This is a genomic window from Chitinophaga japonensis, assembly GCF_007830125.1.
Taxonomy (GTDB): domain Bacteria; phylum Bacteroidota; class Bacteroidia; order Chitinophagales; family Chitinophagaceae; genus Chitinophaga; species Chitinophaga japonensis.
On the sequence record NZ_VLLG01000002.1, the window covers coordinates 443,918 to 466,397 of the forward strand.

A 22,480-nucleotide genomic window follows, 5' to 3' on the forward strand; every position below is an offset into this window, starting at 1 on the left:
TATAGACGGATGCCTTAACGGCTACCGGTACGGGCGCCGGGATACACGGTGATCCGCCTGCCTTTCATTTCAAAGTGCACGGCCCCGGTCAGCTCCAGCATCTGCAGTACATCAGAGATGTCGCCAAAGCGGGACACGGTGCCCCATATGGCCCTGCCGCCAAAGTCCCCCTGGTATTCCACGGTTACATTGTACCATCTCGATACCCTTCGCATGACGCTTTGTATATCTTCATTGGAGAATTTGAAATAGCCGTTCTTCCAGGCAATAGCGCCTTCGGTATCGCCGGGCGATACGTGCAGCGCGCCGGTATTGCCACGCAGCAGCGCCTGCTGTCCCGGGCGCAGCGTTACGGCCTGCTGCCCGTGCCGCACCTTTACCGCCCCTTCCAGCAAGGTAGTGCGGATATGGGCTTCGTCTGCATAGGCCATTACGTTGAAATGCGTGCCCAGCACCGCTATCTCCATATCCTTCACCATTACGGTGAAGGGCATGTGCGCATGGCCGGCCACTTCAAAATATGCCTCCCCGCTCAGCTCCACCTTTCTTTCCCTGCCGGTAAAAGCGGTAGGAAAACGCAGGGACGAGCCGGCATTGAGCCATACCCCGGTGCCATCGGGCAGGGTAAGCCGGAACTGCCCGCCGTGCGGTGTAGACAGGGTATTGTAGCGCAGCGCTGCCGCACCCGCATGTGCCGTGTACTGCAGTTGCCCGCCCTGCTGGCGTGCCGTGGCGCCGCCCTGCTGTATCACACGGTTGCCCGCGCTGTCCAGCGTTAGGGTGGAACCATCCGCCAGTGTAAGCACCGCCTTGTTGCTGCCCGGCGTTACGGTGGGTGCAGGCGAGGCCTGCTTTACTACGGGCTGCTGTTCTTTCCCGTTGAAAAGCCGCGCCAGCAGCATGCCGCCCAGGAGCAGCGCCACAGTGGCCGCTATGGCCGCTCCCAGCCGGTAGCGCCGGAGCGGAAGCACCCTGCGGGCAGGCGCAGGGGCCTCCTGTTCCGTTCCTTCCGCCATTCTTTCCGCTATAGCGGTCCTGATACGATCCACCACTTCGGGGTGATCGTATTCGCCGGCCGCTTTTGCAGCCAGCTCCCTGTCCATCATATCCGCCAACACCTGCCTGTACTGCGGATCTTCCAGCAGCGCCGCCAGTAAGGCTTTGTCCGCCGCTGAAAAGGTGCCTGCTACATACCGGTGCACCAGGTCTTTAAACTGTTCAGAATTCATACGCTGTTCGTTTAAATAGACGCAGCAAAAAGGAAAGCAATAGGGTCCAACAGGAAAAAATTTCAAAAATATTTTTACAGCAGCTCATATACCAGCAGGAGCAGCAGGGACACCGCGTTGTCCATGTGGCGTTTTAAGTAGGAACGGAGAAAAAGCAGGGCCTGCACCATATGTTCATTCACGGTGCCTTTGGAGATGCCCAGTTCTCCCGCAATGCGCTCGTAGCTCATGCCTTCAAAGCGGCTCATGCGAAACACCTGCCGGCGCCGCGGGGGCAGCAGCTCTATGCCGCGCAGCAGGATGTCCGACAGTTGCCGGTATTCCAGTTGCAGGGATGGGGTGAGCAGGTCGGCGGTGTCTGTCACCTCCGCAGTGCCTTCCCGGCCTAACGCTTTTCTCAATTCCGAAATGGTACGGTTACGGGTCATGACGTGCAGGTAACCGGGAAAATTGTCAATGCCGGGCAGGCTGCTGCGCAGGTGCCATATTTTCAGGAAAATATCCTGGGTGATCTCCTCAGAAAGGGCGGGCTCCTTTATATAAGTGAGCACGTGGGCATAAATAGCGCTGGCATAGGTATCTACCAGCAGGGAGAAAGCGCGCTGATCCCCTGCAGCGATGCGGCAAAGCAGCTCCTTTTGATTATTTAAATTCCCGTGTAATTCCAAGGTATCAGCCCGCTTTGATATAGGTTTTTCCTACAGTTGTCAGGCTAAAAATAAAAAAAATTACCTTCTCTCGTTATACACGCCCAACTCCGCGATGGCAGGCGCTTCACGGTATGTATCCACCAGGATACGCACCCGCTCCGCCCATACGCGGTCAAAGCGGTGGATCTTTACCCGGCCGGCCTTTTCACCGCTCAGCAGGGGCATCCACTTGCCATTGGCATAATATTCCAGGCGGTACTTTTGAATACGGGGCTCCCTTTCCACGATGCTGATCATGTTAATGCCCTGCTCTTTACCCAGGTCCACTTCCCACCAGGGACTTTTTACAGCGGGATTCGACTGCCAGGCGCTCCTGAAATCATCATCATTGGCAAAATCCATGATGTTCATATCATAGCCCCAACTGGAAGCGGCGGGCCTGTGCTTAGCCAGGTTGGAGGAGATCACCGGCGCTTCCGTGGCCGGCAGGGCGGGCAAGGGGCCCTCGTTCTTCCAGCGCTCCCCGATGGTCTTCAGGGCAGCCAGGGCATTGTCATCTATCAGGCCGTCGCGGTTGGGCGCTACGTTCAGGATAAAGTTGCAGAAAGCCTTGTTGAAAGGAATGATATTGTCATCCACCAGCTTCAGCGGGTCTTTTACCGGGGTGGTGGGGAAGTTGGGCTTCCAGAACCAGGCGCTGTTGATGGGCAGGCAGGAAAGCGCCGGCAGCGTGTTGGTGCTGGTGGCAATATGCTGACCGGCACCCTGCTCATACGATTTGATATCGGTGTAGAACAATCCATCCGCCGGGTACTTGGCGGCGTTCAGGTCCATCACCAGGCAGTTGGGCTGCAGGGATTTGATGAGACTGTAGATCTCCTCAAACGGCACATCGTCATAGGATATACGCGACCAGGGCGCATCCCAGCCGTCTATGATCAGCGCGGTGATGTCCCCGTAGTTCGTGAGCAATTCGGTGAGCTGCGCTTTTACCATATCAATATGCTGCGGCGTAATGTGGCCGGGGCGCAGCTTGTGATGCGTATCCAGGATGGAATAATAGAGCATCACCTTCAGCCCTTTCTTCCGGAAGGCGTCCACGTATTCCTTCACCACATCTCTTTTCAGGGGGCTGTGCATTACGTTGTAATCCGTTGTTCTGGTATCCCAGATACAGAAGCCGCTATGGTGCTTGGTGGTGAGGCAGCCGTAGCTCATGTGCGCCGACTTTGCGGCTTCCGCCCACTGGTTACAGTCCAGCTTCTCTGGATGGAAGATAGCGGGCGATGCATCCGGATCGGCCCAGTCGTCCACCCCGAAAGTGGGAATATTAAAATGTATGAACATGCCGAAACGCAAGTCCACAAACTGTTGTTGCAAGGCATGGAGGGCCCTGCCATTGCGGGCTGCCTGCTGTGCGCTTGCGGCGCAGGACAAAAATAGCAGGCCGACTGCCAGTACGCTGAAAATCCGATTCTTTTTCACTCGCTATATTTTATAATAAAACAATCAATTGACTAACGCCATTCCGGCTGCTGCTGCAGGTTGCGGGCCTGGTCCAGTATACTTTGCGGAATGGGCCACACATAAAACTTGTCGTTATTGAAATACCTGTCTTCCAGCTTGGTCTTCGGGAATTTGTTCGTATTCCCGTTGGTGTTATCTATGTCAGCAAGGCCCTGGGAAGCATCCAGTGTATAAATAGGCCCCTGCAGCACCTGTTGCCCTATTTTCCAGCGCAGGATATCGAAGTAACGGTGTCCTTCGCCGGCCAGCTCTATGCGGCGCTCATGCCGGATAAAGGTACGCAGGGTGGACTGGTTCAGGGTCCAGCCGTTGATGGCAAAGGTCTCGTTCACGCCGGGCATATGCGCGCGGCTCCTTACTTCATCAATGGCGGCAATCACCGCTGCGGAGGGGCCGGTAGCCTCGTTGGCCGCTTCGGCATAGGTGAGCAGCACTTCGGCGTAGCGCAGTATCTTCCAGTCATTGCCGCCATTGTCGCGCACTTCCAGCTCCGTTTTATCAAAGATCTTCCTGAAGGCGTAGCCGGTATAAGTGGCTTTATCACCGCCTATTTTATCCAGGGGGCTGTTAATGGGATCGTACTTTTTATTGTTGGCCAGTATGCTGCCGGGATAATAAACGGTGGCGCCCAGGCGGGGATCGCGGTTATGGTAGGGCGCATGCGGGTCATAGGCCGGATCGCCGGTAAAGGGATAGTACCCGTTAGCGCTTTCGTAATCATCCACCAGCGAAGGTAACGGATTGAGATAAAGCGTGCCGCCGGAAACGGAGTTCACGCCGGCAATATCGCGCAGGCCATTGGGTTTGGTCTCCTTTACATGAATGAAGCTGATCACATCTTCGGACGAGTAATCCCCTTCCATCTGGAACAGGTTGTAATAATCGGGGTAGAGGGCATACGCGTCCAGGTCCATTACCGACTTGGCGGCAGCGGCAGCTTCGGGATAGCGGCCATTGTACAGCAGCACGCGGGCTTTCAAGGCCAGCGCAGCGCCTTGTGTGAACCGCCCCCGGTCGTCGCCCGCATAAGTAAGGAGCAGGTCCGGGGCCGCTTCGTCCAGCCATTGCAGCACCTGGGCCACCACGGCGGCTTTATCCTCTTTCGGCACATCGGATTCCGCTACGCTGGTAAATACTTTCATTACCAGCGGCACATCGCGGTACAGCATGGTCATCATAAAATAGCGGTAGGCCAGCGCTACCTTCACTTCCGCCACCAGGCGCTTTTTCAGGTCTTCATTCATGTCCGGCACTTTGTCCACCTGCTCCAGGAACTCAAAGCAGTGGCGCACCTGGTCGTATTTCCACTCATCGCCCAGGCTGCCGGTGGTCACCACGAAGGTACTATTGCCGATCAGTTGCGCATTGCGGAGCGTATTGCCCCAGGAGGCCGTTTTGGAAAAAGCGTTGTCGCTCATGCCTTCATAGCATACAAAGAAATCGGCGGAAGGCATGAACTCGTATATGCGGGACGCAAATTTCACGGCATCCTGTTCCGTGGTCCAGTACGTTTCATCGGAATAATCGTCCAGCGGCGCCCGGTCCAGGAAGTCCCGGGAGCAGGCGTTGAGCAGGCATATAAAGCTAAGCAGTATGGTATGGATATATATTCGCTTCATGGTTTGATCAGAATTTCAGGTTAAGGCCCAGGGTGTAGGTTTTCAATTGCGGGAAGTTGACGCCGCTCTGCCAGTTGTCTATCTCCGGGTCAAAGCTCTCCGGGAAGTTGCCGGACTTGAGCGTGAGCACATTCTCCAGCATCACGTAGAGCCGGAGCTGGCTTATTTTCAAACGCTGCAGCAGGTTTTGCGGCAAGGTATACCCCAACTGCAGGTTCTTTAGGCGCAGGTATTTTGAGTCATACAGCCACCAGTCGGAGAACTCGTAGTTTACGCTGAGGTCCTGCCGCATCAGCGGGTAGCGGGCGTCTTTATTATCCGGCGTCCAGGAGTCCAGCAGGTCTTCAGTAAAGGTGCCGCCGTAGTTGAATGGGCTTACCGCGTAACCGGTCAGGTAGGTTTTGTTCTTCAATACACCCTGTACCAGGAAGTTCAGGTCAAACTGCCTGTAAGAGAAATTACCGGCAAGGCCCAGCATCAGGTGCGGGTCTGCATCGCCCAGTATCACGCGGTCTGCCGGCGTGATCTGCCCGTCGCCGTTCTGGTCCTGGTACTTGATGTCGCCTGCTTTATTCTGCGGTTTATAGGTGGCGGAATTTTTCACATCATCATCGGAGGTGTACAGTCCCAGGGCCTTGTAGCCGTACCAGGTCCAGCGGGGCTGCCCCACCATAACGGGATTGGTGCCCAGCACATCCGGGGTGCCGCCCAGGTCCAGTATCTTGTTGCGGGCATCGTAGAAATTCAGTTGCACCCCGTATTTCAGCAGGTGGTCCCGGTTTTGGTAGCCGGCGCTGATCTCCCAGCCCCAGTTGCGCATACGGCCCAGGTTCATAACAGGCGCGGCGCGACCAAAAGTAGAGGGCACGCTGGGCGTGAGCAGGATGCCGGTTGTTTTTTCGCGGAACACATCTGCTGTGAAGGATATTTTATCATCCAGGAAACCGGCGTCCACACCGATATTGCCGGTGGTCTTTTCTTCCCAGGTCAGGTCCGGGTTAGGCGTGTTGTTGTAAAAAGTGGTGGTCTGCGCCCGGTCGTTCAGGTAGGTGGCGCCGGTGCCGATGATGCTGGCCCAGGGATACAGGCCCGTAGCATTCTGGTTGCCCACCTTGCCATAAGACGCCCGCAGCTTCAGGTTGCTGATCACGCCGGAGTATTTCAGGAAATGCTCTTCGGAAAGGCGCCAGCCGGCGGAGAAAGAGGGGAAAAAGCCCCAGCGCTTGTTGCGGAAGCGGGACGAGCCATCGTAGCGCGCGCTTGCTTCTAGCAGGTAGCGGTCCTTAAAGCTGTAATTGAGCCTGCCGAAAAAGGAACGGATGGCCCATTCATAGGCCCCGCCGCTGGTGCTCCACTGGTCCTTGTCTGCAGCGCCGCCGTCTATCACGTGAATGCTGTTGTTCAGGAAGTCCTTCCGGCCAGCGCCCAGGGATTCATATTCCAAGCTTTCCTGGCTAAAGCCGGCCAGCGCCTTGATGTCATGCTGCTTTACCTGCAGGCCGTAGTTGAGCGTAGCAATGAAGGTCTGGTTCACTTCCGTGCTCTGGTCGTCGTTCAGTGAATTGGGCGACTGGTCGGTCAGCACCAGGTTCTCCTCATCATCATACAGGCGGTAGGTGGCGCGGAATATCTTGTGCCTGATATCGCGGCTGGTGTAGGCATACTGCCCTTTCAGGGAAAGGTTTTTGGCGATGCCGTATTCCAGGGTCATATTGGTATTGAAATAATTGTCCTTGTAGTGCTCAAAGCCGCCATCGTTGATAATGGCTACGGGCTGGGAGCCGCCCCGGTAGTGGCGGTTACGGCCGGCCGGCGTGTAAGGCCATTCCGTGGGGTTGAGGATGTAAGCCCAGTGCATGGCGGTGGTGTAAATGCCCGCGCCGGCCATGTTGCGGGGCGCATTCATGTATACGGTGTTAATGCCGAATTTCAGGTTGTCGGTGATCTGGGTATTCACATGGATGCGGGAGCTGTAGCGCTGGTTCAGCACGCCATTCACCAGCCCTTCCTGCCGCAGGTAGCCCAGGGATACCAGGTAATCGATGTTTTTGCTGCCGCCGGACACGCTGATGTTATGCTGCATCTGCAGGGCGTTTTCCTTGAAGATGGTGCCAATCCAGTCCGTGCTGGGCAATTCCCCGCTGGCGTATTTCTCAATGTTCGCTTCGGAAAAGCGCGGGGTGGCATCCGGGTTGTCGTTCAACTGCGACTCATTCCATTTGCGCATGAAAGAAACGGCATCCACCAGCCGGGGCAGGTAAGTGGGTTGCTGCGTACCGGCATAGGCGTCGTACGAGAGCACCGGCTTGCTGTTCTTGCGGCCCTTTTTGGTAGTGACCAGCAACACGCCGCCGGAAGCCCTGGCGCCATAAATAGCGGTAGCGGAAGCATCCTTCAGCACGCTGATATTGTCAATATCCTGCGGGTTCAGGGTAGATAACTGGCCGGCCACACCATCTACCAGCACCAGCACCGGGTTGTTGGAAAGGGTGCTGATACCGCGGATATTCAGCTTGGTGCTGCCGGCACCGGGCATGGCATCCGTCTGCTGTACAAACAGACCGGGCACCTGTCCCTGCAGGGCATTCACCACATTAGGCACCGGCCTTTCGGCAATGGCGGCGCCTTTTACGGTGGCTACCGCGCTGGTAAGGCTGGCCTTTTGCTGGGTGCCGTAACCTATCACCACGATCTCGCCCAGTTTCTTCGTGTCTTCCAGCAGCACTACGCTCAGCTCCGTCTGGCTGCCGGTAGTGATCTCCTGGGAGACAAAACCAATGAAGGATACCACCAGCACCGCATCATCCGGCACATTGTCCAGCTCAAATTCCCCGCGCTCATTGGTAACGGTGGCCAGGTTGCTGTCCTTTACCCGGACGGATACACCGGGCAGGGGATCGCCTTTTTCACTGCGCACCTGGCCTTTTAGCTGCTTCAGCACCATTACCTGCGCTTCGGCCAATATGGCGCTGTCGGCAGCAGGCAGATCGCCATGCCGGATAATGACCTTATCATCGGCGACCAGGTATACCAGGGAAAGGGGCGAGAGCACCCTGTCCAGGATATCGCTCACTTTACGGTTGCGGGCATGCACGCTCACTTTACTGTCCAGCAGTTCCTGGCTTACGGCGTAGCTGAGCGAGATGCCCGCCGTATGCTCAATCTCAGCCAGCACCTGGTACAGCGGCATCTTTTCCGTTCTCAGGGAGATCTTTTTCTCCAGCAGTTGCGCTTCTGTTTTTTTGGCCATCAGGGTAAGCGTGGCGCTGCAGATAATAGTAAGGATACACAACGAGCATTTCATAAGCATACCTATTACAGGTGCACATTTTTTCATACTTTTATTCAGATTAAGGTTGAGCAAATGCCGGCGTGCTGCGGTTTACGAGGCCAGTGCATGCCAGGCTTTAATACTTGACTTTAGCATCCTCCCCCTGCCAGGGGAGGATTTTTTTTCTTACGTGGGTGGATCTTTTTTGAACATGCGGTATAGTTTGTTTTAATACGCTTTCAGCAACGGCCCTTGCGTATGATGTAGGCGCCGTCCTTTTTCACCAGCGTAGCATTGAGCGTAAGGCATAGTTGCCGTAAAGCTTTTTCCAGTTCCCTGTTGGTATTGAATTCGCCGAAATAAAAACAGTTGTCCGTTGGCCCTTCTATGATAATGGATACATTGTAATAGCAGCCCAGCTCCGCTACCACTTCCTGCAGCGGGGCGCGGTTATACTTCAGGATGCCGGCGCGGCGCAGCAGCAATGGCCGGGTATCCACCTTGTCCGTTTTGCGGAGCCTACCGGTTGCTTTGCTGAAAACCACCTGCTGCTGCGGGGACAGGGTGACGGCCGGCTGGCTGCCTGCCTGCGCGGTGCTGACCGCCACTTTGCCCGTTACTACCGTTACCCCGATATCCGGCTGCGCGGCATACGCCTGTATGGTAAAAGAGGTGCCCAGCACCCGGGTGTCTACCGCTCCGCTATGTATAATGAATGGATGTTCTGCGCCGGGGGCCACTTCAAAGAATGCCTCCCCGCTGAGGGACACCTCTCTTGCAGGCCCGGTAAACCGTTGGGGATACTGCAGGGTAGAGGCAGGGCTCAGCCACACCTTCGTGCCGTCCGCCAGCTCCAGTTGCCGGTGCTGCCCTGCCTGCGTGACCAGTGTCTGCTGCCTTAATTCCGCCGGGCCCCGCCCTGCGCGGTACCACCACGCCGCACCTGCCAGCAACAGCAACACGGCGGCCGCGGCCGCCACACGCAGCCAGCGCATACGCCGCACGGGCGCCTGCTGCTGCGGCAACTGCCGGATGCTGCGGAGCAGACGTTGCTCCATCTCCGCTTCCACCGCGGAACGGTCGCCCAGGCGGGCTTCGTCCCATTCCGGCGTATCGCGGAAACTGTGGTAATAGTTCATCAGCGCCTGCACTTCCTCATCGGTTGCTTCTCCCCTGTTCCATTTGTCAATAAGCGCATAAAAAGCCTGCCGGTCCATGTCGGGTGTTTTAATGATAGTGACAAAAAAGAAGGCCTGCCCCCAAAGGGGTTTAAAAAAACATTATAAGAAGTGAAAATGCTACAATTGCAGGAGGCTTAGCAGCAGCAGGGGGCCAATGATGTAATGCAGCGCCATGCGCAGCTTGCGGAGGGCAATATTGATCTGGTTCTCCACGGTTTTAACGGACACGTTCAGGCGGCCGGCAATTTCTTTATAGGAAAGATGCTGCTCCCGGCTCATGCGGTAGATCAGGGCGCATTTTTCCGGGAGGCCGTCCACCACCTTGTTCAGCAGGGCCTGCAGCTCTTTCACGGCCAGCTCGCTTTCCGGCGAGGCCGTCTCCATGCGCCCGTCAATGTGATCGAACAGCTCATCACGCACGGGATGCCGGCGGATATAGCGGAACACGCGGTAGCGGATACTGGCGGCCAGGTATGCTTTAAAAGAGCCGGTGAGCCGGATGCGGGCGCATTGCTGCCATATTTCTGTAAACAGCTCCTGCACCAGGTCCTTGCAGGCTTCCTGGTCCTTCAGTACCCGGTAGGCCGAAAGGAACAGCGGCTGCCAATGGCGCCGGTACAGCAATGTGAGCGCATGCTCATCGCCTTCCTGCAGCATTTGCAATAATTCTTCGTCTGTTAGCCCTTCAGTGGCCGGCATGGTTGATGTTCATTAATTGGTTAAAAGCGCTGGTGTCCCCCTGGTAGCGAATAAGGTCCGGGCATAAATATAGAAATTATTACGGTTCGTAGGGAACGGCCATCCTGCCCGCTTCACCCCCTGTTTTGTCAGCTTCACCCCTGCAGGCGCTACTTCTCTTTCCAATAAAGGTCATATTACGGCAAACAGATCTTTCACCAAAACCCGACTGTTTATGAAACAAGTAATATTCCTGGGCGCCCTTTTACTGGGCTTTTGCGTACACAAAGCCACGGCGCAGGTAAGCGTACACGTAAGAATAGGCCCTCCTCCCCCGCCGCCGCCCGTTGTAGTGGTGCGTCCCCGGCCGGTAGTGGTAGCGCCCCGACCGGTGGTGGTGGTACGCCCTGCACCGGTGGTGGTAGTGCGTCCTGCACCGGTAGTAGCGGTAGCCCGCCCGGTAAGGGTAGTACGTGTTTACCGTTAAAAAATAAACGCCCTATGCGACTATTGCTCTTTTTTGCCGCGCTGTGCTGCGTGGCGCTGATCACCTGTTCCCGGAACGATGATGTGACGATGGCCGGCCTGCAATACGGCAGGACCTCCGGGGATGCTGTTAATATACACGATGCGGCCCTGGCGCCGGTGTGGAAAGATACCCTGATGGCCAACAATAATTAGTATCTTTCCTCATCTTTAAGCATCACAAGTAATATTAACGGATGAAACCAGCAAAAAAAGCGTCTCCCTCCGTCATCGTGATCTTCGGCGGCACGGGCGACCTCTCCAAACGGAAATTGATACCGGCTTTTTACAACCTGTTTATTGAAGGCTGGATGCCGGAAAGCTTCAACATCATCGGGCTGGGGCTGGAAAATTTTGACGATGCCGCCTACCACCAGCACCTGCTGAAAGGACTGACGGAATTTTCCCGCAGCGGCACGCCGGAGGAAACCAAATGGAACGACTTTAAATCGCGGGTGCATTACCTGGTGTCTGACATCAATGACCCGGAATTCTATACCCTGCTGGGCAACAGGCTGGACGAGCTGGATACGGCGAGAGGCACGCGTGCAGACCGGCTGTTCTACCTGTCTGTAGCACCGCATTTCATTGCGCCGGTCACCGTTAACCTGGGCCATACCGGCATTGCGGGCAATGTGCAGGCCGACCGCATCATCGTGGAAAAACCGTTTGGCCATAACCGGGAGACGGCTACGGTGCTGAACGACCTGCTGACCAAAACTTTCCATGAATGCCAGATATACCGGATAGACCACTACCTGGGCAAGGAAACGGTGCAGAACATACTGGCCTTCCGCTTTGCCAACGCGCTGTTTGAGCCGCTGTGGAACCGCAGCTATATTGATTATGTGCAGATCACCGTGGCGGAACAGGTAGGCGTGGAACAACGGGGCAGCTACTACGAAGGTGCGGGCGCGCTGCGCGATATGATACAGAACCACCTGCTGCAGGTGCTCTGCATGATCGCCATGGAACCACCGGTGTCCTTTGAGGCAGAGGAGATCCGGAACCGGAAGGTGGACGTGCTGCGCGCCATCCGCCCGCTGAAGCATGAAGAGGTGTACAAGTACGCCGTAAGAGGCCAGTACGGCTCCGGCTGGATAAAGGGACAGCAGGTGGCCGGCTACCGCGAAGAACCGGGCGTAAAGCCCGATTCCAACACGGAGACCTACGCGGCCATCAAGTTCTACCTGGACAACTGGCGCTGGCAGGATGTACCCTTTTACCTGCGCACCGGCAAACGCATGCAGGAAAAAACATCTTCCATCACCATACAGTTCCGCCCGGTGCCGCATGCCACCTTCCCGGACGAGTACGCTCATAACCTTTCGCCCAACCGGCTTATCATCAACATACAACCGCGCATGGATATACGCCTGCGCTTTACCGCCAAAAAGCAGGGGCTGGAAATGAGCCTGAACCCCGTGGAAATGGTGTTCAACTACGAGAACGCCAGCGCCAAAACGCCGGAGGCCTACGAAACACTGCTGCTGGACGCGCTGCGGGGCGACGCCACCCTGTTCATGCGCTCCGACCAGGTGCTGGCCGCCTGGGATGTGATCACCCCCATACTGGAGACCTGGGAGGCGCACGACTCGCTGGACTTTCCCAACTACCAGGCCGGCACCTGGGGACCGGAAAACGCGGAGGCGCTGATCGCAAGGCAGGGACATACCTGGACCGCACATACTAATTTACCTTAGATTTATTCCCGCAATTTTTAATTTAGGGGATCAAAATATGCTGATTATGTATAAGAAAGTACTTGTAATGGCAGGTGCCGTGATGCTGGCCACCGCTGCATTTGCGCAAACCAAGCCGGAAGACACGGAAGTATGGTCGCCTGTGCCCAAGGTGGTAACGCCGGGCAAAGCCTTTGCTGACGCGCCTTCGGATGCCGTGCTGCTGTTTGACGGCAAGAACCTGGATGAATGGCAATCTGTAGACCACCCCAGCCAGCCCGCCGGATGGAAAGTAGCCGACAACGTGATAACGGTAGATAAAAGCAAGGGCAACATACAGACCAAACGCTCCTTTACCGACTACCAGTTGCATATTGAATACCGCATACCGGCCAACATCACCGGCGAAGGACAGGCCCGCGGCAACAGCGGCATTTTCCTGGCTTCCATCGGCCCCGGCGATGCCGGCTACGAGCTGCAGGTGCTGGACAATTATAATAACAAGACCTATGTGAACGGGCAGGCCGGCAGCATCTACAAGCAATCCCCGCCCCTGGTAAATGCCTGCAAAAAACCGGGTGAATGGCAGTGCTACGATGTGGTATGGACCGCTCCCCGCTTTAACACCGACGGCTCCGTAAAATCGCCCGCCCGCGTTACCGTGTTCCACAACGGCGTACTGGTACAGGACAATACCGAGTTACTGGGGCCCACCCGCTATATCGGCAAGGCTTCCTATGAAAAAGCACATGGCGCCAGCCCTATCAAACTACAGGCGCATGGCGACAAAAGCGAACCGATCAGCTTCCGCAATATCTGGATACGCCCGCTTTAATTAATAATTAACAGTTAATAATTAATAATACCCGCAGCATGGGTGTTTCATTGAAACACTTGCGTTGCGGGTATTATTAATTTTTAATTGAAAATTCATCGGTACAAACCCTCCCTTTGCCGGTACATCGCTCTTTTCCTCCCCGCTTCCATTAAACTTTACATTGCCATACGGTCAAATCCTATAAAACAGTGAACAATTAAAACATGCTTTATGGAAAGAAAGCTTTTTTTGAAAAACAGCCTGGCCGCCCTGGGACTGGCCACCATTGCACCGCTGATGAAAGCCTGCTCGAAGGACGATGACGTGGGCACGGATACGGACACGGATACCGGCAGCAGCGGCGAGTGCTCCGTTACGCCTACGGAAACAGCAGGGCCTTACCCTACCAAAAATCCTTCCTCCTACGAACGGAGCAATATCGTGGACGGGCAGGAAGGCGTGCCCCTTACCGTCAAGATCACGGTTAAGAACACCAGCAACAACTGCGCTGCGCTGTCCGGCGCGCTGGTGGATATCTGGCACTGCACAGCGCTGGGGTATTACTCCGAATACGTGGTGAATCCCGGCGGGGGCTATTCTTCCGTGGACTATACGGGGTCGCACTTCCTGCGCGGGCGGCAGGTGACGGACTCAGACGGGCTGGTGACCTTTACCAGCATCTTCCCGGGCTGGTACGGGGGCAGGGCGCCCCATATTCATGTGCATATCTACAATGCCGGCGGCACCTCCCTGCTGGTTACGCAGATAGCTTTCCCAACGGATGTTTGCGATACCGTGTACACCACGGCGTCTCCCTACTCCGAACATGGCACGCAGGATACCTCCAACAGCGAAGATGGCATATTCCGGGACTCGCTCTCCAGCGAGCTGGCCACGGTTACGGGCAGCGTGTCCGCCGGCTATACGCTCACCCATACTATTAACGTAAGCGCCTGATCATGCCTAACCGGACCATCCGCCTGCTATACCGGAAAGTGATCGATGCCGGCTCCAGGAAACGCTGGGAGCGGCACCTGCTCAGCGACAGCTATGCCGAGTTCCTGCTGCAGGCCCAGTATTTCAACCAGGAAAAGAAGTACCGCACTTTTGGCGAGCTGCTGGCCTATGCGCCCGGCGCGGAAAAGCTGCATTTCCTGGTAACGCCGGCCATTACGGGGCACCTGCAGCACCTGAACGGCAAAGTGCCGGATATCCTGAACAACCTGGGGCAGCATTTCCTGCCGTTCAGGAATTTCCGGTTCGAGATCATCCACTCCGATACCCGGGATGAAACCAAACACCAGGTAGCGATCAATTTCCTGTCCGAGCCGCTCACCTGGTACGATACCATTGGCAACCAACTGCTGGTGGGCCTGAACGGCGAACAGGCGGTGGATGACATGAGGCCTACGGAAATGTTTGCCATGCAGCCATTCCTCAGCATTCATTCTTTAAAGGAACCCTGACCATGATACCGCAGACAAAAGGGAAGATCTTCCTGGCAGACGAAAGAGGCAGGCATGAAACGACCTGGTTCAGGAGCTACCATACGTTCAATTTCGGGAACTATTACCATGTGCACAAGCAGCCGTTCGGGGCGCTGTACGTGCTGAATGAAGATACGCTGGGTGGCGGCAGGCGCCTGACCCTGCAGGTAGAAGAAGATACGGACATTTTCCTGCTGCCCACGGTAGGCGCTGTTAACTGGCAGCACACGGCCGGCGCGCCTGTACTGACCGGCGCAGGACAGGCGCTCTGCTTCTCCGCCACCAGCGGCGACACCTTCACCGTCAGCAACCCTTATGAAGATGCGCTGGTAAACTTCCTGCAATTGTGGATCAAAAGACCGGGAACGCCCGGCAGCGATATACCGGAGGCTTGCGACTTTTACCTGGACCAGCCGAAAGACCGGCTGCTGCCCCTTTTTGACGGCAGGCTGTTCATCGGCAAATTCAATGGCCGGGCGGAAACGGTGCATACCGTTGCTCACCCCGGCCATGGGATATTTGTGTTTGTCATTGAAGGCGCTTTTGAAGTGCAGCACCGCTTAATGAACGCGCGGGACGGGCTGGCCCTGTGGGATGTACGGGAAATTGAGCTGGAAGCCCTGTCCAACGATGCGATCCTGCTGGTAGCCAACGTGCCGGCGCTATAGCTTCAGGATCTGCAGCGTGGTGCTACCGCCTCCGTGCCGTTACTTCTTTCACCCGGAACTGCACGATCCGGGTAATGAGGCCCAACGGCATGGGCTGGTCCAGGGGAAACTGCACCGATCCTTTTCCTGTTTTGTAAACTGACAGCGCTTTTCTAAATGCCTCCTGCCCGGTAGGCGTGGCATAAAAACCAATATGATGCTTAAAAGCGGCGAAGTGCACCAGGTTCTTGCCGTGCAGCGTAAACGTAGGTATGCCGTAGCTGATCTTTTCACCGGCATCGGGCGCAGATTGCTGAATAGTGGCGCGTACCTGCTGCAGGATGTCCTGCACGTCTTTGGGGAAGCCGGCAATGTATGCATCAATGGTGGCCGCCGGTGCGCTTTTCATGGTATTTGCCATAATGGTAGCGATTAGTAACACAAAGCTAGTGATTGGGGCTGACAGGGGTGGTAGGTAAAGGAGACATTGGAGGGGGCGGGATGAGACAAAGGTTATAAGTCCCCCCTTGACGGAGGGGGGACCGTTTACAACGCCGCCAACAACTGGCCCTGCGGCAGCTCCGCTGCTGCATAATGCATGGTGAGCTGGCCACCCGCATGCTGTTTTTCCAGTGCCAGCAGCTCTTTCACGGGAATGATCATTCCCTTCTTCCCGTCTTTCACGTCTGCAAATTTCCACTCCTTCAGGATGCGGCCCTGCCCGTCCTTAATGGAAATGCTCCGGCCGGTGCCCGCGGTTTTAGAATGGCAGTGCGTGTAATAGATCACCAGCCGGTCACTGGCTTTGGCATTGTCCAGGTGCAGGCTTTTCAGGCTTACTTCCTTCAGGGCGTACTCCTTTAACAACAACTTGTCGTTCAGGTATACCTCATAGCTGTCTACCCCGCGCGGCGCAAAGGCGAACAGTGCAGCGCATACCGTAACGAAAGCCATTAGCTTCGGCAGCGTGCGTTTTAAAAATGCTTGTTGCATGGCATCAAGTTTTCGGATGAATAATAAGGTTCTCCGGCAAAGAAAAACAATACCGGCAAGCGCCTTTCATCCGTTTGACAAAGCGCAGCAAGCACTTGATGTATGGCAGGTAATGTACGAACAGCCTTATTTACCGGCCGGTGCCAGCATACCCGGGTACACCACGCCCTCCGCCTGCGGCAGCTCAATGCTCAGCAGGCGGGCGATGAGCGGCGCAATATCTTCCAGCCCTATTTCCGGCAGCACGCTGCCCTTATTCAGCCCGGGGCCGGCGGCTATAAAGCCGGTGCGTATCTCGTTGAAATCCGGGAAGTAGCCATGCGCGCCGCCTTTGGCTGGGCGCAGCTCCGGGCCGTCTGCTGCATTACTGAAAGTAATGCCCTGCACGGCGGCCAGCGCCAGCACGGCTTCCGGGTCAGCACCGGATTGCTGCAGCCCGGCGCGGTCTATCACGCGGAACAGCTTTTGCTGCGCAGGCGGCAGGCCGGCCAGTATTTTCCTTACCTGCTGCAATGTTTTCTCATCCTTCGGATCTTTCATGTGCAGGAAGGTAGAGCCGCCGGCGGAGTGAAAAGCGGCCTTCCAGTTGCCCCGGTCTTCGGCCTTGCCGGTCAGCCCGTGCTGCGCCAGCCATACATTGGGCGCCAGGCTGGAATGCGTGTCTACAAAACCATGATCGCCGGTAATGATCACCGCCGTGCTGTCTTTGATACCGGCTTTTTGCAGGGCTTCCAGGATGGTGCCAATGGCGTGATCCGCGGAGGCAACCGCCCGCCTTACACCTGCTCCCTCCCGGCCTTCGCGGTGCTGCGCCGCATCAGTGCAGGGCAGGTGCACCATTACCAGGTTGGGCTTGTATTGCTTTACCAGGTAGGCCGTCATGCGGGCCAGGTTCTCATTCATGCCCAGGTAATACAGGTTCAGGTCATTGGCTTCCAACTGGCCGGTGGCACGCTCCTGCACTTCCTCAAACAAACCTTTGGGCGTGGCCTGCTCGCTGGTGGCGCCGCGGCGATCGCCGGGCGTGGACCGGGACCAGGTTTCCGGTATGTTGTAATCTACCGGCGCGCCTACGGATACCGGCCAGGACACCGCGGCGGACTTCAACCCGGCGCTGCGCACCGCATCCCACAGCGTGGGCACTTTAATATCCCGCTCTTCCCTGAACCAGTCACCACTCTGCCCCTGCGGCTCAAAAGGCGTATTATAAACAATACCATGACGGGCAGGCCGGACGCCTGTTATCAGCGTGGTATGTGAGGGGTAAGTAACCGTAGGAAAAATGCCGCGGACACCCTGGGCATACACACCCTGCTGCAACAGTTGCTGCATGTTGGGCGCCGGCCAGGAAGGGTCCGTGTAAAAATCCGGGCGGAAGCCGTCTACGCTTACCAGTACTACGTATCTGGCGGTTTGCGCGGACAGCGGTGCGGTAAAGAGCAATACCGCTATAAAGAGCGTTATTATTTTTTTCATGTTCTTTTTTTTATTTCAGCAGTGGTATCCTATTGGATGAAGGGAAATATTTCGCTTGCCTGTTTGTTTTGTACCAGCACTTTGTTCATATCATACTGCATGATCACGGTGCCGGCAGCTTCGTCATAAGTGAAGTCGTCCATGCCCCTGTTCAGCGGTATAAAGGCGGGTACCTGCGCCTGCGTATGTTCCGGCAGCACATGGCTGTTGTTCAGTTGCTCCGTTTGCGACACGGGAAATTTAATGCCCAGGTCCGTCATGCGGCGGCCTTCTGCGATGAATATTTCCTGGCGCATACGGTACAGGATATACAGCAGCTCGTCCTGCATAGCAGCAGCATCAATGTCGGCAGCCGTTACCCTGGTACCGGAAACCGTATAGGCTTCAATGTCACCCTCCTGCCGGTTCAGTACATAGCCAGTGCGGGAACTATCGGCAGCATCAAATTTTACCTGTACGGCTGTTAAGGGGTAGTCCGTGCGGTTGCCGCCATTGCGGGTCTCTTTGCTGTCGTCCAGCATCACGGTGGGGCGCTGGTCCACTACTTCGGTCAGCAGGTTCTTCAGCGTCTGGCGGGCCGCAACAAGACCATTGGCGGCAATTTGTGTTTCCGCCAGTATCAGGTAGGCTTCTTCTGCTTTTACAATGGTAACGGGTTTCTGGTCTGCGCTGGGCGTACCTATGTGATAGTACTTCGGGTCCAGGAAATCCAGGCGCGGCAGCGGTGCGAACTCGTTGTAGGTGGAGGAGAACAGGTAAGTCTGCATATCGTTGGACACGCCGTTCACGCCATCGTACCCTACCTGGCGCAACAGGGTTTTATCCGCCAGCGCTTCCGTAGCATACCGTGCAGCGTTCTCCGCGTCGCCCAGGTGGTAATAAGCGCGGGCCTTCAGCAGCGTATACGCCAGCCTGTCCGCCGCTTCCGGCGCAACAGCAATGGCCTGGTCCAGGCCGGTAATGGCCAGGTGCAGGTGCTCCGCAGGCGTCAGCACCTCGCCCAGGCTGCTGCCCGGCAGCGCTACAAACAGCTCGCCGCTCAGCAGATGGGCAAAAGCCTTACTGAACAATATCTCCGCAGCATCCGCATCGGTAGCGGCCTTATCTGCCGGCAGCACCTTGCTGATGCCATAGTCGGCCATCTCGCGCAAGCGCTGTACCTGCACCTGCAGGTTGTTCACGTCCAGGTCGTAGTAATCGATCTGCGGAATATCAAACACCTTGCTGCTCAGGGTGCGGTTGTTGTAATAGTTGTCCGATACCAGCTCCGTACTCACCACTACCTGGTTCATGGTAAGGGCCAGTTGCCGGCGCAGGCCGTTAACCCAGCTTTTGGCAGCATCGGGATTTTCCAGGTATACTTCGTCCGTTACATTCGGGTTCAGCACATCGCAGGCGCTCATGCCCAGCATGGCGATGATACAGCTATATAAAAAGAGTTGCTTCATGATTTCTGCATTTAAAAGTTTAACCTTAATGATCCCAGGAACTGGCGGGGCGAGGAATAGGTGGCATAAGAGATACCGCCGGTGGTGGCGCCGCCCTGTCCCTGCGCGCTGCCGCTGATAGTGGCCTCGGGGTCAAAGCTGGAGGAGGTGAAATTGAGCGGGTTCACCGCCATAAAGCCTACCGTCAGCGATTTTACCGCCTTGCCCAGCAGGCCGGGCCGCAGTGAATAATTAACACCGATGCTGCGCACCTTGATGAAATCTGTTTTCTCCACGAACATATTGGTGAAGTTCAGCCAGTTGGTACGCTTGTTCTTGTCAATCTCCGCCTGTGGAATGCCTTCATTGTCCGCACCGTAGTAGAAGCGGAACTGGCGGTCAAAAGAGTTGGCGTAAGCACCGCTCTGGTAATCGGCCGTGGCGTACAGGTCAAAGCGTTTGTAGCGGAAGTTCAGGCCCATGCTGCCAAACAGGTTGGGGATGGTAGTGCCCAGGTACTGCTGCGCGGTAGTGCTTTCCAGCGTGCCGTCGGCGCCGAATACGCCATAGTTGCCCCGCAGGAAACCGATCTCATACCCTTCCTGCACCACCGTCTGAATGGTGCGGGCGCTGAAGCCGTTGATGTTGAAAGGCGCTACGCCGCCGGCGCTCTGCACTTTATTGTACAGGGTGTTTACGGATACGTTCAGGCTCAGGGTCACATCCCGCTGCTGTACAGGAATGGCGGTTGCATGAAGCTCCCATCCACGGTTCAGTATCTTGCCTACGTTGTACAACTGCGACTGCGACTGCCCGGTAGAAGGCGTAGGCGGCACATAAAACAGGGCATTGCGGGTAGTGGCATGATAGTAACCGGCGGACAACAGGAAGCGATCCTGCCAGAAGCCCAGGTCCAGGCCGCCTTCTATGGTCTGCGTTTTTTCCGGCTTCAGGTCGTCGTTGCCGGGCTGCCCGAAATAAGCCGCCTGCTCGTCCTGGTAGCCGCCAAAGGCGATGGTCCTTTCATTGGAGAAAGCGGTGGGCAGATTGCCCGCTACGCCAAAGCTGCCCCTGATCTTGGCGGAGGATATAACGCGGGAAAGGCCCTCAAACCAGGGCTCTGCGCTGGGAATGTAGGAGATACCCGCTTTAGGGTAATACTGCACGCCGATGTTGCTGCCGAACGCCGGGTTCCCGTCGCCTCTCAGGCCCAGGTCCAGGAACAGCTTGTTCTTAAAGCCGATGTTCTCCAACAGGTACACGCCGTAGTTCACCACTTCAATGTAATATTCATTGCTGGTTTTGGTAGCGGCATCGCGGATGGTGCGGGCGCCGTCGCGGATGTTGTTGCCGGTATAGGCCACCTGCTGGTCTTCGTTCCGGAATAGCTGCGCACCACCGGTGGTGATAAAGGAGAAGTTGCGCACCTTGGCTTCATACTGCCCGTTCAGCTCCAGCGTAATGCCCAGGTATTTACGGTCCGCATTGGTAATGCTGCCCTGATCCTTTACCGTAGTGTTGGTGGTGAATGACAGGTATTGATTGGTTTGTATTACCTGGTTCTTCTGCACCCGGTAGTCAATACCGCCGGTAGCTTTGAACACCAGGTTCTTCAGCGGCTGGTATTTGAACACCTGGGAGGTCTGGAAGCGATTCACCTTGATACTGTTGTCCTGCAGGCGCTCCGCTTCATGCACATAGTCTTTCATGGCCTGGAACTCCTCACCGGAGAGGGAATCTATCTTTGGATTGAAACGGGGGCCGGTAATGGCGGAAGCGCCACTCTCCGCAAACCACAATCCCGTATAACCGCCCTGGTTACCGTTACGGTTACGCTTGTAATTATTGTTCACAAAAGAGAAAGAGCTTTCATAGGTCACTTTTTGTCCCAGGCCGGCGCGGAAGCCGCTGCTGAAATCAATGCGGCGGTTGCGGTTCTGGTCAAATACCTGCACGCCCTGGCTGTTGCTGTAATTGCCGGAAAAGCTGTACCCGAAGTTGCCCTGGCCGCCGTTCAGCGCCAGGTGGTGCTTCTGGTAAAAGCCGTTCTGGAACAGCAGGTCCTTTGTACGCTTGAAGTGCAGGAAATCCGTAGTGGGCGTTTCAATGCCCATCTGCGTTTCCACGGTAATATCCGTTTTCTCGGAGCCGCCTTTTTTGGTGAAGATCTGTATCACGCCGTTGGCCGCGTCGGAGCCGTAAAGCGTGGTGGCAGCGCCGCCGTTGATGTATTCAATGCGCTCAATATTATCCAGCGGTATGTCTGCAACTGAGCTGATGGCAGCCCCCTGCGCGCTGCCGCCGCCCAGGGCGGACACGGTGTTCAGGTTGTCCATGCGCACCCCGTCCACGTAGATCACCGGCGTGGAGTTCACGAAAGCGGAATTAACGCCTCTCGCACGGATGATGGAAGTAGCGCCGGCCTGCCCGCCGGTGAGCCTGATCTGCGCATTAGGCAGCTTGCCCTGCAGCAACTGGTCTATACGGCCGGAAGGCGCATCTTCCAGTTCCCGCGCGCTGATGCTGGCAATGTCGGTAGACAATCTTCTTTTACTGATGTCCAGCCCCTGCCCGGTCACCACCACCTCATCCAGGCCCAGGCGATCGGCCGCCAGCGCAATATGCAGCGCCTGGCCGGCATTGGCGCGGTGAATGGTCAGCTCCTGTTTTTTAAAGCCGAGATAGTATACCACCAGCACGATCTCCTCCCGGTCCGGCGGGAAGCGCAGGGAAAATGTACCGTCTGTGCCGGTGGCCGTGCCGGAGGAAGTGCCTTTAATGCTGATGCTTACGCCCGGCAGCGCTTCACCGGAAGCCTGGTCCGTTACCTTACCGGTGATCACTACAGGCTGCAGCCAGCGCAGCTTTTCCGCAGGGCTTACCTTATTGATCAATATATACCGCTCATTCACCTGCCTGGCCACTACCGGGTAAGCACGCAGCAAGTCATTGAGCACTTCATCCACCGGCCGGTTGGCGCCGGTATAAGTGACCTTGCTGTTATCGGGAATATCATCCCGGTTATAGCCGATCACAAAGGACGACTGCTGCTCAATCAGCGACAATACTTCTTTGAGTGGCCTGGCTTCTACGGACAGGCTCACTTTTACTTCATGCATGGACTGCCCGGCGCTGGTAGCGGCATAGGACAGCACAGAAGAAAATAATAACAGGAAGCTCGTGATCCTCATCTTTAAAGAAAAAAGCGGTTTAAACAGGTTATAATAACCTGAGAAAATTTTTTGCATCTTTGAAATGTTTTTAATGTGAC

19 protein-coding genes are annotated in these 22,480 nt (G+C 56.1%); 7 read left to right on the forward strand and 12 right to left on the reverse strand.

The annotated features are described in order from the left end of the window. Positions 1-14: 14 nt before the first annotated feature. The 7 genes from LX66_RS01690 to LX66_RS01720 all read right to left on the reverse strand — a co-directional run bounded on the left by LX66_RS01690 (position 15) and on the right by LX66_RS01720 (position 10,176). Complete coding sequence (locus LX66_RS01690) at positions 15-1,229, reverse strand: FecR family protein (RefSeq protein WP_145710162.1); 1,215 nt, start codon at positions 1,227-1,229, stop codon at positions 15-17. Positions 1,230-1,303: 74 nt separating this feature from the next. Then, positions 1,304-1,897 carry an RNA polymerase sigma-70 factor gene (locus LX66_RS01695; RefSeq protein WP_158642503.1) on the reverse strand — a complete coding sequence of 198 codons (594 nt, stop codon included), beginning with the start codon at positions 1,895-1,897 and terminating at the stop codon, positions 1,304-1,306. Positions 1,898-1,957: 60 nt separating this feature from the next. Further along, positions 1,958-3,364, reverse strand: coding sequence for an alpha-L-fucosidase (locus tag LX66_RS01700; protein WP_145710164.1), 1,407 nt, complete (start codon positions 3,362-3,364; stop codon positions 1,958-1,960). A 32-nt stretch (positions 3,365-3,396) separates the two neighbouring features. Then, positions 3,397-5,025, reverse strand: a complete 1,629-nt coding sequence (locus tag LX66_RS01705; RefSeq protein WP_145710165.1) for a RagB/SusD family nutrient uptake outer membrane protein — start codon at positions 5,023-5,025, stop codon at positions 3,397-3,399. A 7-nt stretch (positions 5,026-5,032) separates the two neighbouring features. Continuing rightward, the gene (locus tag LX66_RS01710; RefSeq protein ID WP_158642504.1) at positions 5,033-8,329 is read right to left on the reverse strand and encodes a SusC/RagA family TonB-linked outer membrane protein; all 3,297 of its coding nucleotides are present in this window, start codon (positions 8,327-8,329) and stop codon (positions 5,033-5,035) included. Between the two features lie 206 nt (positions 8,330-8,535). After that, positions 8,536-9,513 (reverse strand): FecR family protein, encoded by a 978-nt coding sequence (locus tag LX66_RS01715; RefSeq protein WP_145710167.1) that lies wholly within the window; start codon positions 9,511-9,513, stop codon positions 8,536-8,538. Between the two features lie 81 nt (positions 9,514-9,594). Then, positions 9,595-10,176: an RNA polymerase sigma-70 factor gene (locus LX66_RS01720; protein WP_145710168.1), complete on the reverse strand. Its 582-nt coding sequence runs from the start codon at positions 10,174-10,176 to the stop codon at positions 9,595-9,597. A gap of 214 nt (positions 10,177-10,390) precedes the next feature. On the opposite strand from LX66_RS01720, the gene LX66_RS01725 reads away from it, so the two are divergent. From LX66_RS01725 to LX66_RS01755, 7 genes are all read left to right on the forward strand, one after another. Next, entirely contained in the window at positions 10,391-10,642 is a 252-nt protein-coding gene (locus LX66_RS01725) for a hypothetical protein (protein ID WP_145710169.1), read from the forward strand. 14 nt (positions 10,643-10,656) lie between these two features. Then, positions 10,657-10,836: a hypothetical protein gene (locus LX66_RS01730; RefSeq protein WP_145710170.1), complete on the forward strand. Its 180-nt coding sequence runs from the start codon at positions 10,657-10,659 to the stop codon at positions 10,834-10,836. 41 nt (positions 10,837-10,877) lie between these two features. After that, positions 10,878-12,383, forward strand: a complete 1,506-nt coding sequence (gene zwf / locus LX66_RS01735; protein ID WP_145710171.1) for a glucose-6-phosphate dehydrogenase — start codon at positions 10,878-10,880, stop codon at positions 12,381-12,383. 46 nt (positions 12,384-12,429) lie between these two features. Next, positions 12,430-13,197: a 3-keto-disaccharide hydrolase gene (locus LX66_RS01740; RefSeq protein ID WP_145710172.1), complete on the forward strand. Its 768-nt coding sequence runs from the start codon at positions 12,430-12,432 to the stop codon at positions 13,195-13,197. A 213-nt stretch (positions 13,198-13,410) separates the two neighbouring features. Continuing rightward, positions 13,411-14,136, forward strand: coding sequence for an intradiol ring-cleavage dioxygenase (locus tag LX66_RS01745; RefSeq protein ID WP_145710173.1), 726 nt, complete (start codon positions 13,411-13,413; stop codon positions 14,134-14,136). 2 nt (positions 14,137-14,138) lie between these two features. After that, positions 14,139-14,645 carry a hypothetical protein gene (locus LX66_RS01750; RefSeq protein WP_145710174.1) on the forward strand — a complete coding sequence of 169 codons (507 nt, stop codon included), beginning with the start codon at positions 14,139-14,141 and terminating at the stop codon, positions 14,643-14,645. Positions 14,646-14,647: 2 nt separating this feature from the next. Further along, complete coding sequence (locus LX66_RS01755) at positions 14,648-15,334, forward strand: pirin family protein (RefSeq protein ID WP_145710175.1); 687 nt, start codon at positions 14,648-14,650, stop codon at positions 15,332-15,334. Between the two features lie 22 nt (positions 15,335-15,356). Here the strand turns inward: LX66_RS01755 and LX66_RS01760 are convergent, their stop codons facing one another. From LX66_RS01760 to LX66_RS01780, 5 genes are all read right to left on the reverse strand, one after another. Next, on the reverse strand, positions 15,357-15,734 hold the full coding sequence (locus LX66_RS01760; protein ID WP_244620253.1) for an iron chaperone: 378 nt from the start codon (positions 15,732-15,734) through the stop codon (positions 15,357-15,359). Positions 15,735-15,859: 125 nt separating this feature from the next. Then, positions 15,860-16,306: a hypothetical protein gene (locus LX66_RS01765; RefSeq protein ID WP_145710176.1), complete on the reverse strand. Its 447-nt coding sequence runs from the start codon at positions 16,304-16,306 to the stop codon at positions 15,860-15,862. Positions 16,307-16,432: 126 nt separating this feature from the next. After that, positions 16,433-17,782 (reverse strand): alkaline phosphatase family protein, encoded by a 1,350-nt coding sequence (locus tag LX66_RS01770; RefSeq protein ID WP_145710177.1) that lies wholly within the window; start codon positions 17,780-17,782, stop codon positions 16,433-16,435. Between the two features lie 29 nt (positions 17,783-17,811). Further along, the gene (locus tag LX66_RS01775; RefSeq protein WP_145710178.1) at positions 17,812-19,230 is read right to left on the reverse strand and encodes a tetratricopeptide repeat protein; all 1,419 of its coding nucleotides are present in this window, start codon (positions 19,228-19,230) and stop codon (positions 17,812-17,814) included. Between the two features lie 11 nt (positions 19,231-19,241). Further along, positions 19,242-22,400, reverse strand: a complete 3,159-nt coding sequence (locus LX66_RS01780) for a TonB-dependent receptor domain-containing protein (RefSeq protein ID WP_211365931.1) — start codon at positions 22,398-22,400, stop codon at positions 19,242-19,244. Between the last annotated feature and the right edge of the window lie 80 nt (positions 22,401-22,480).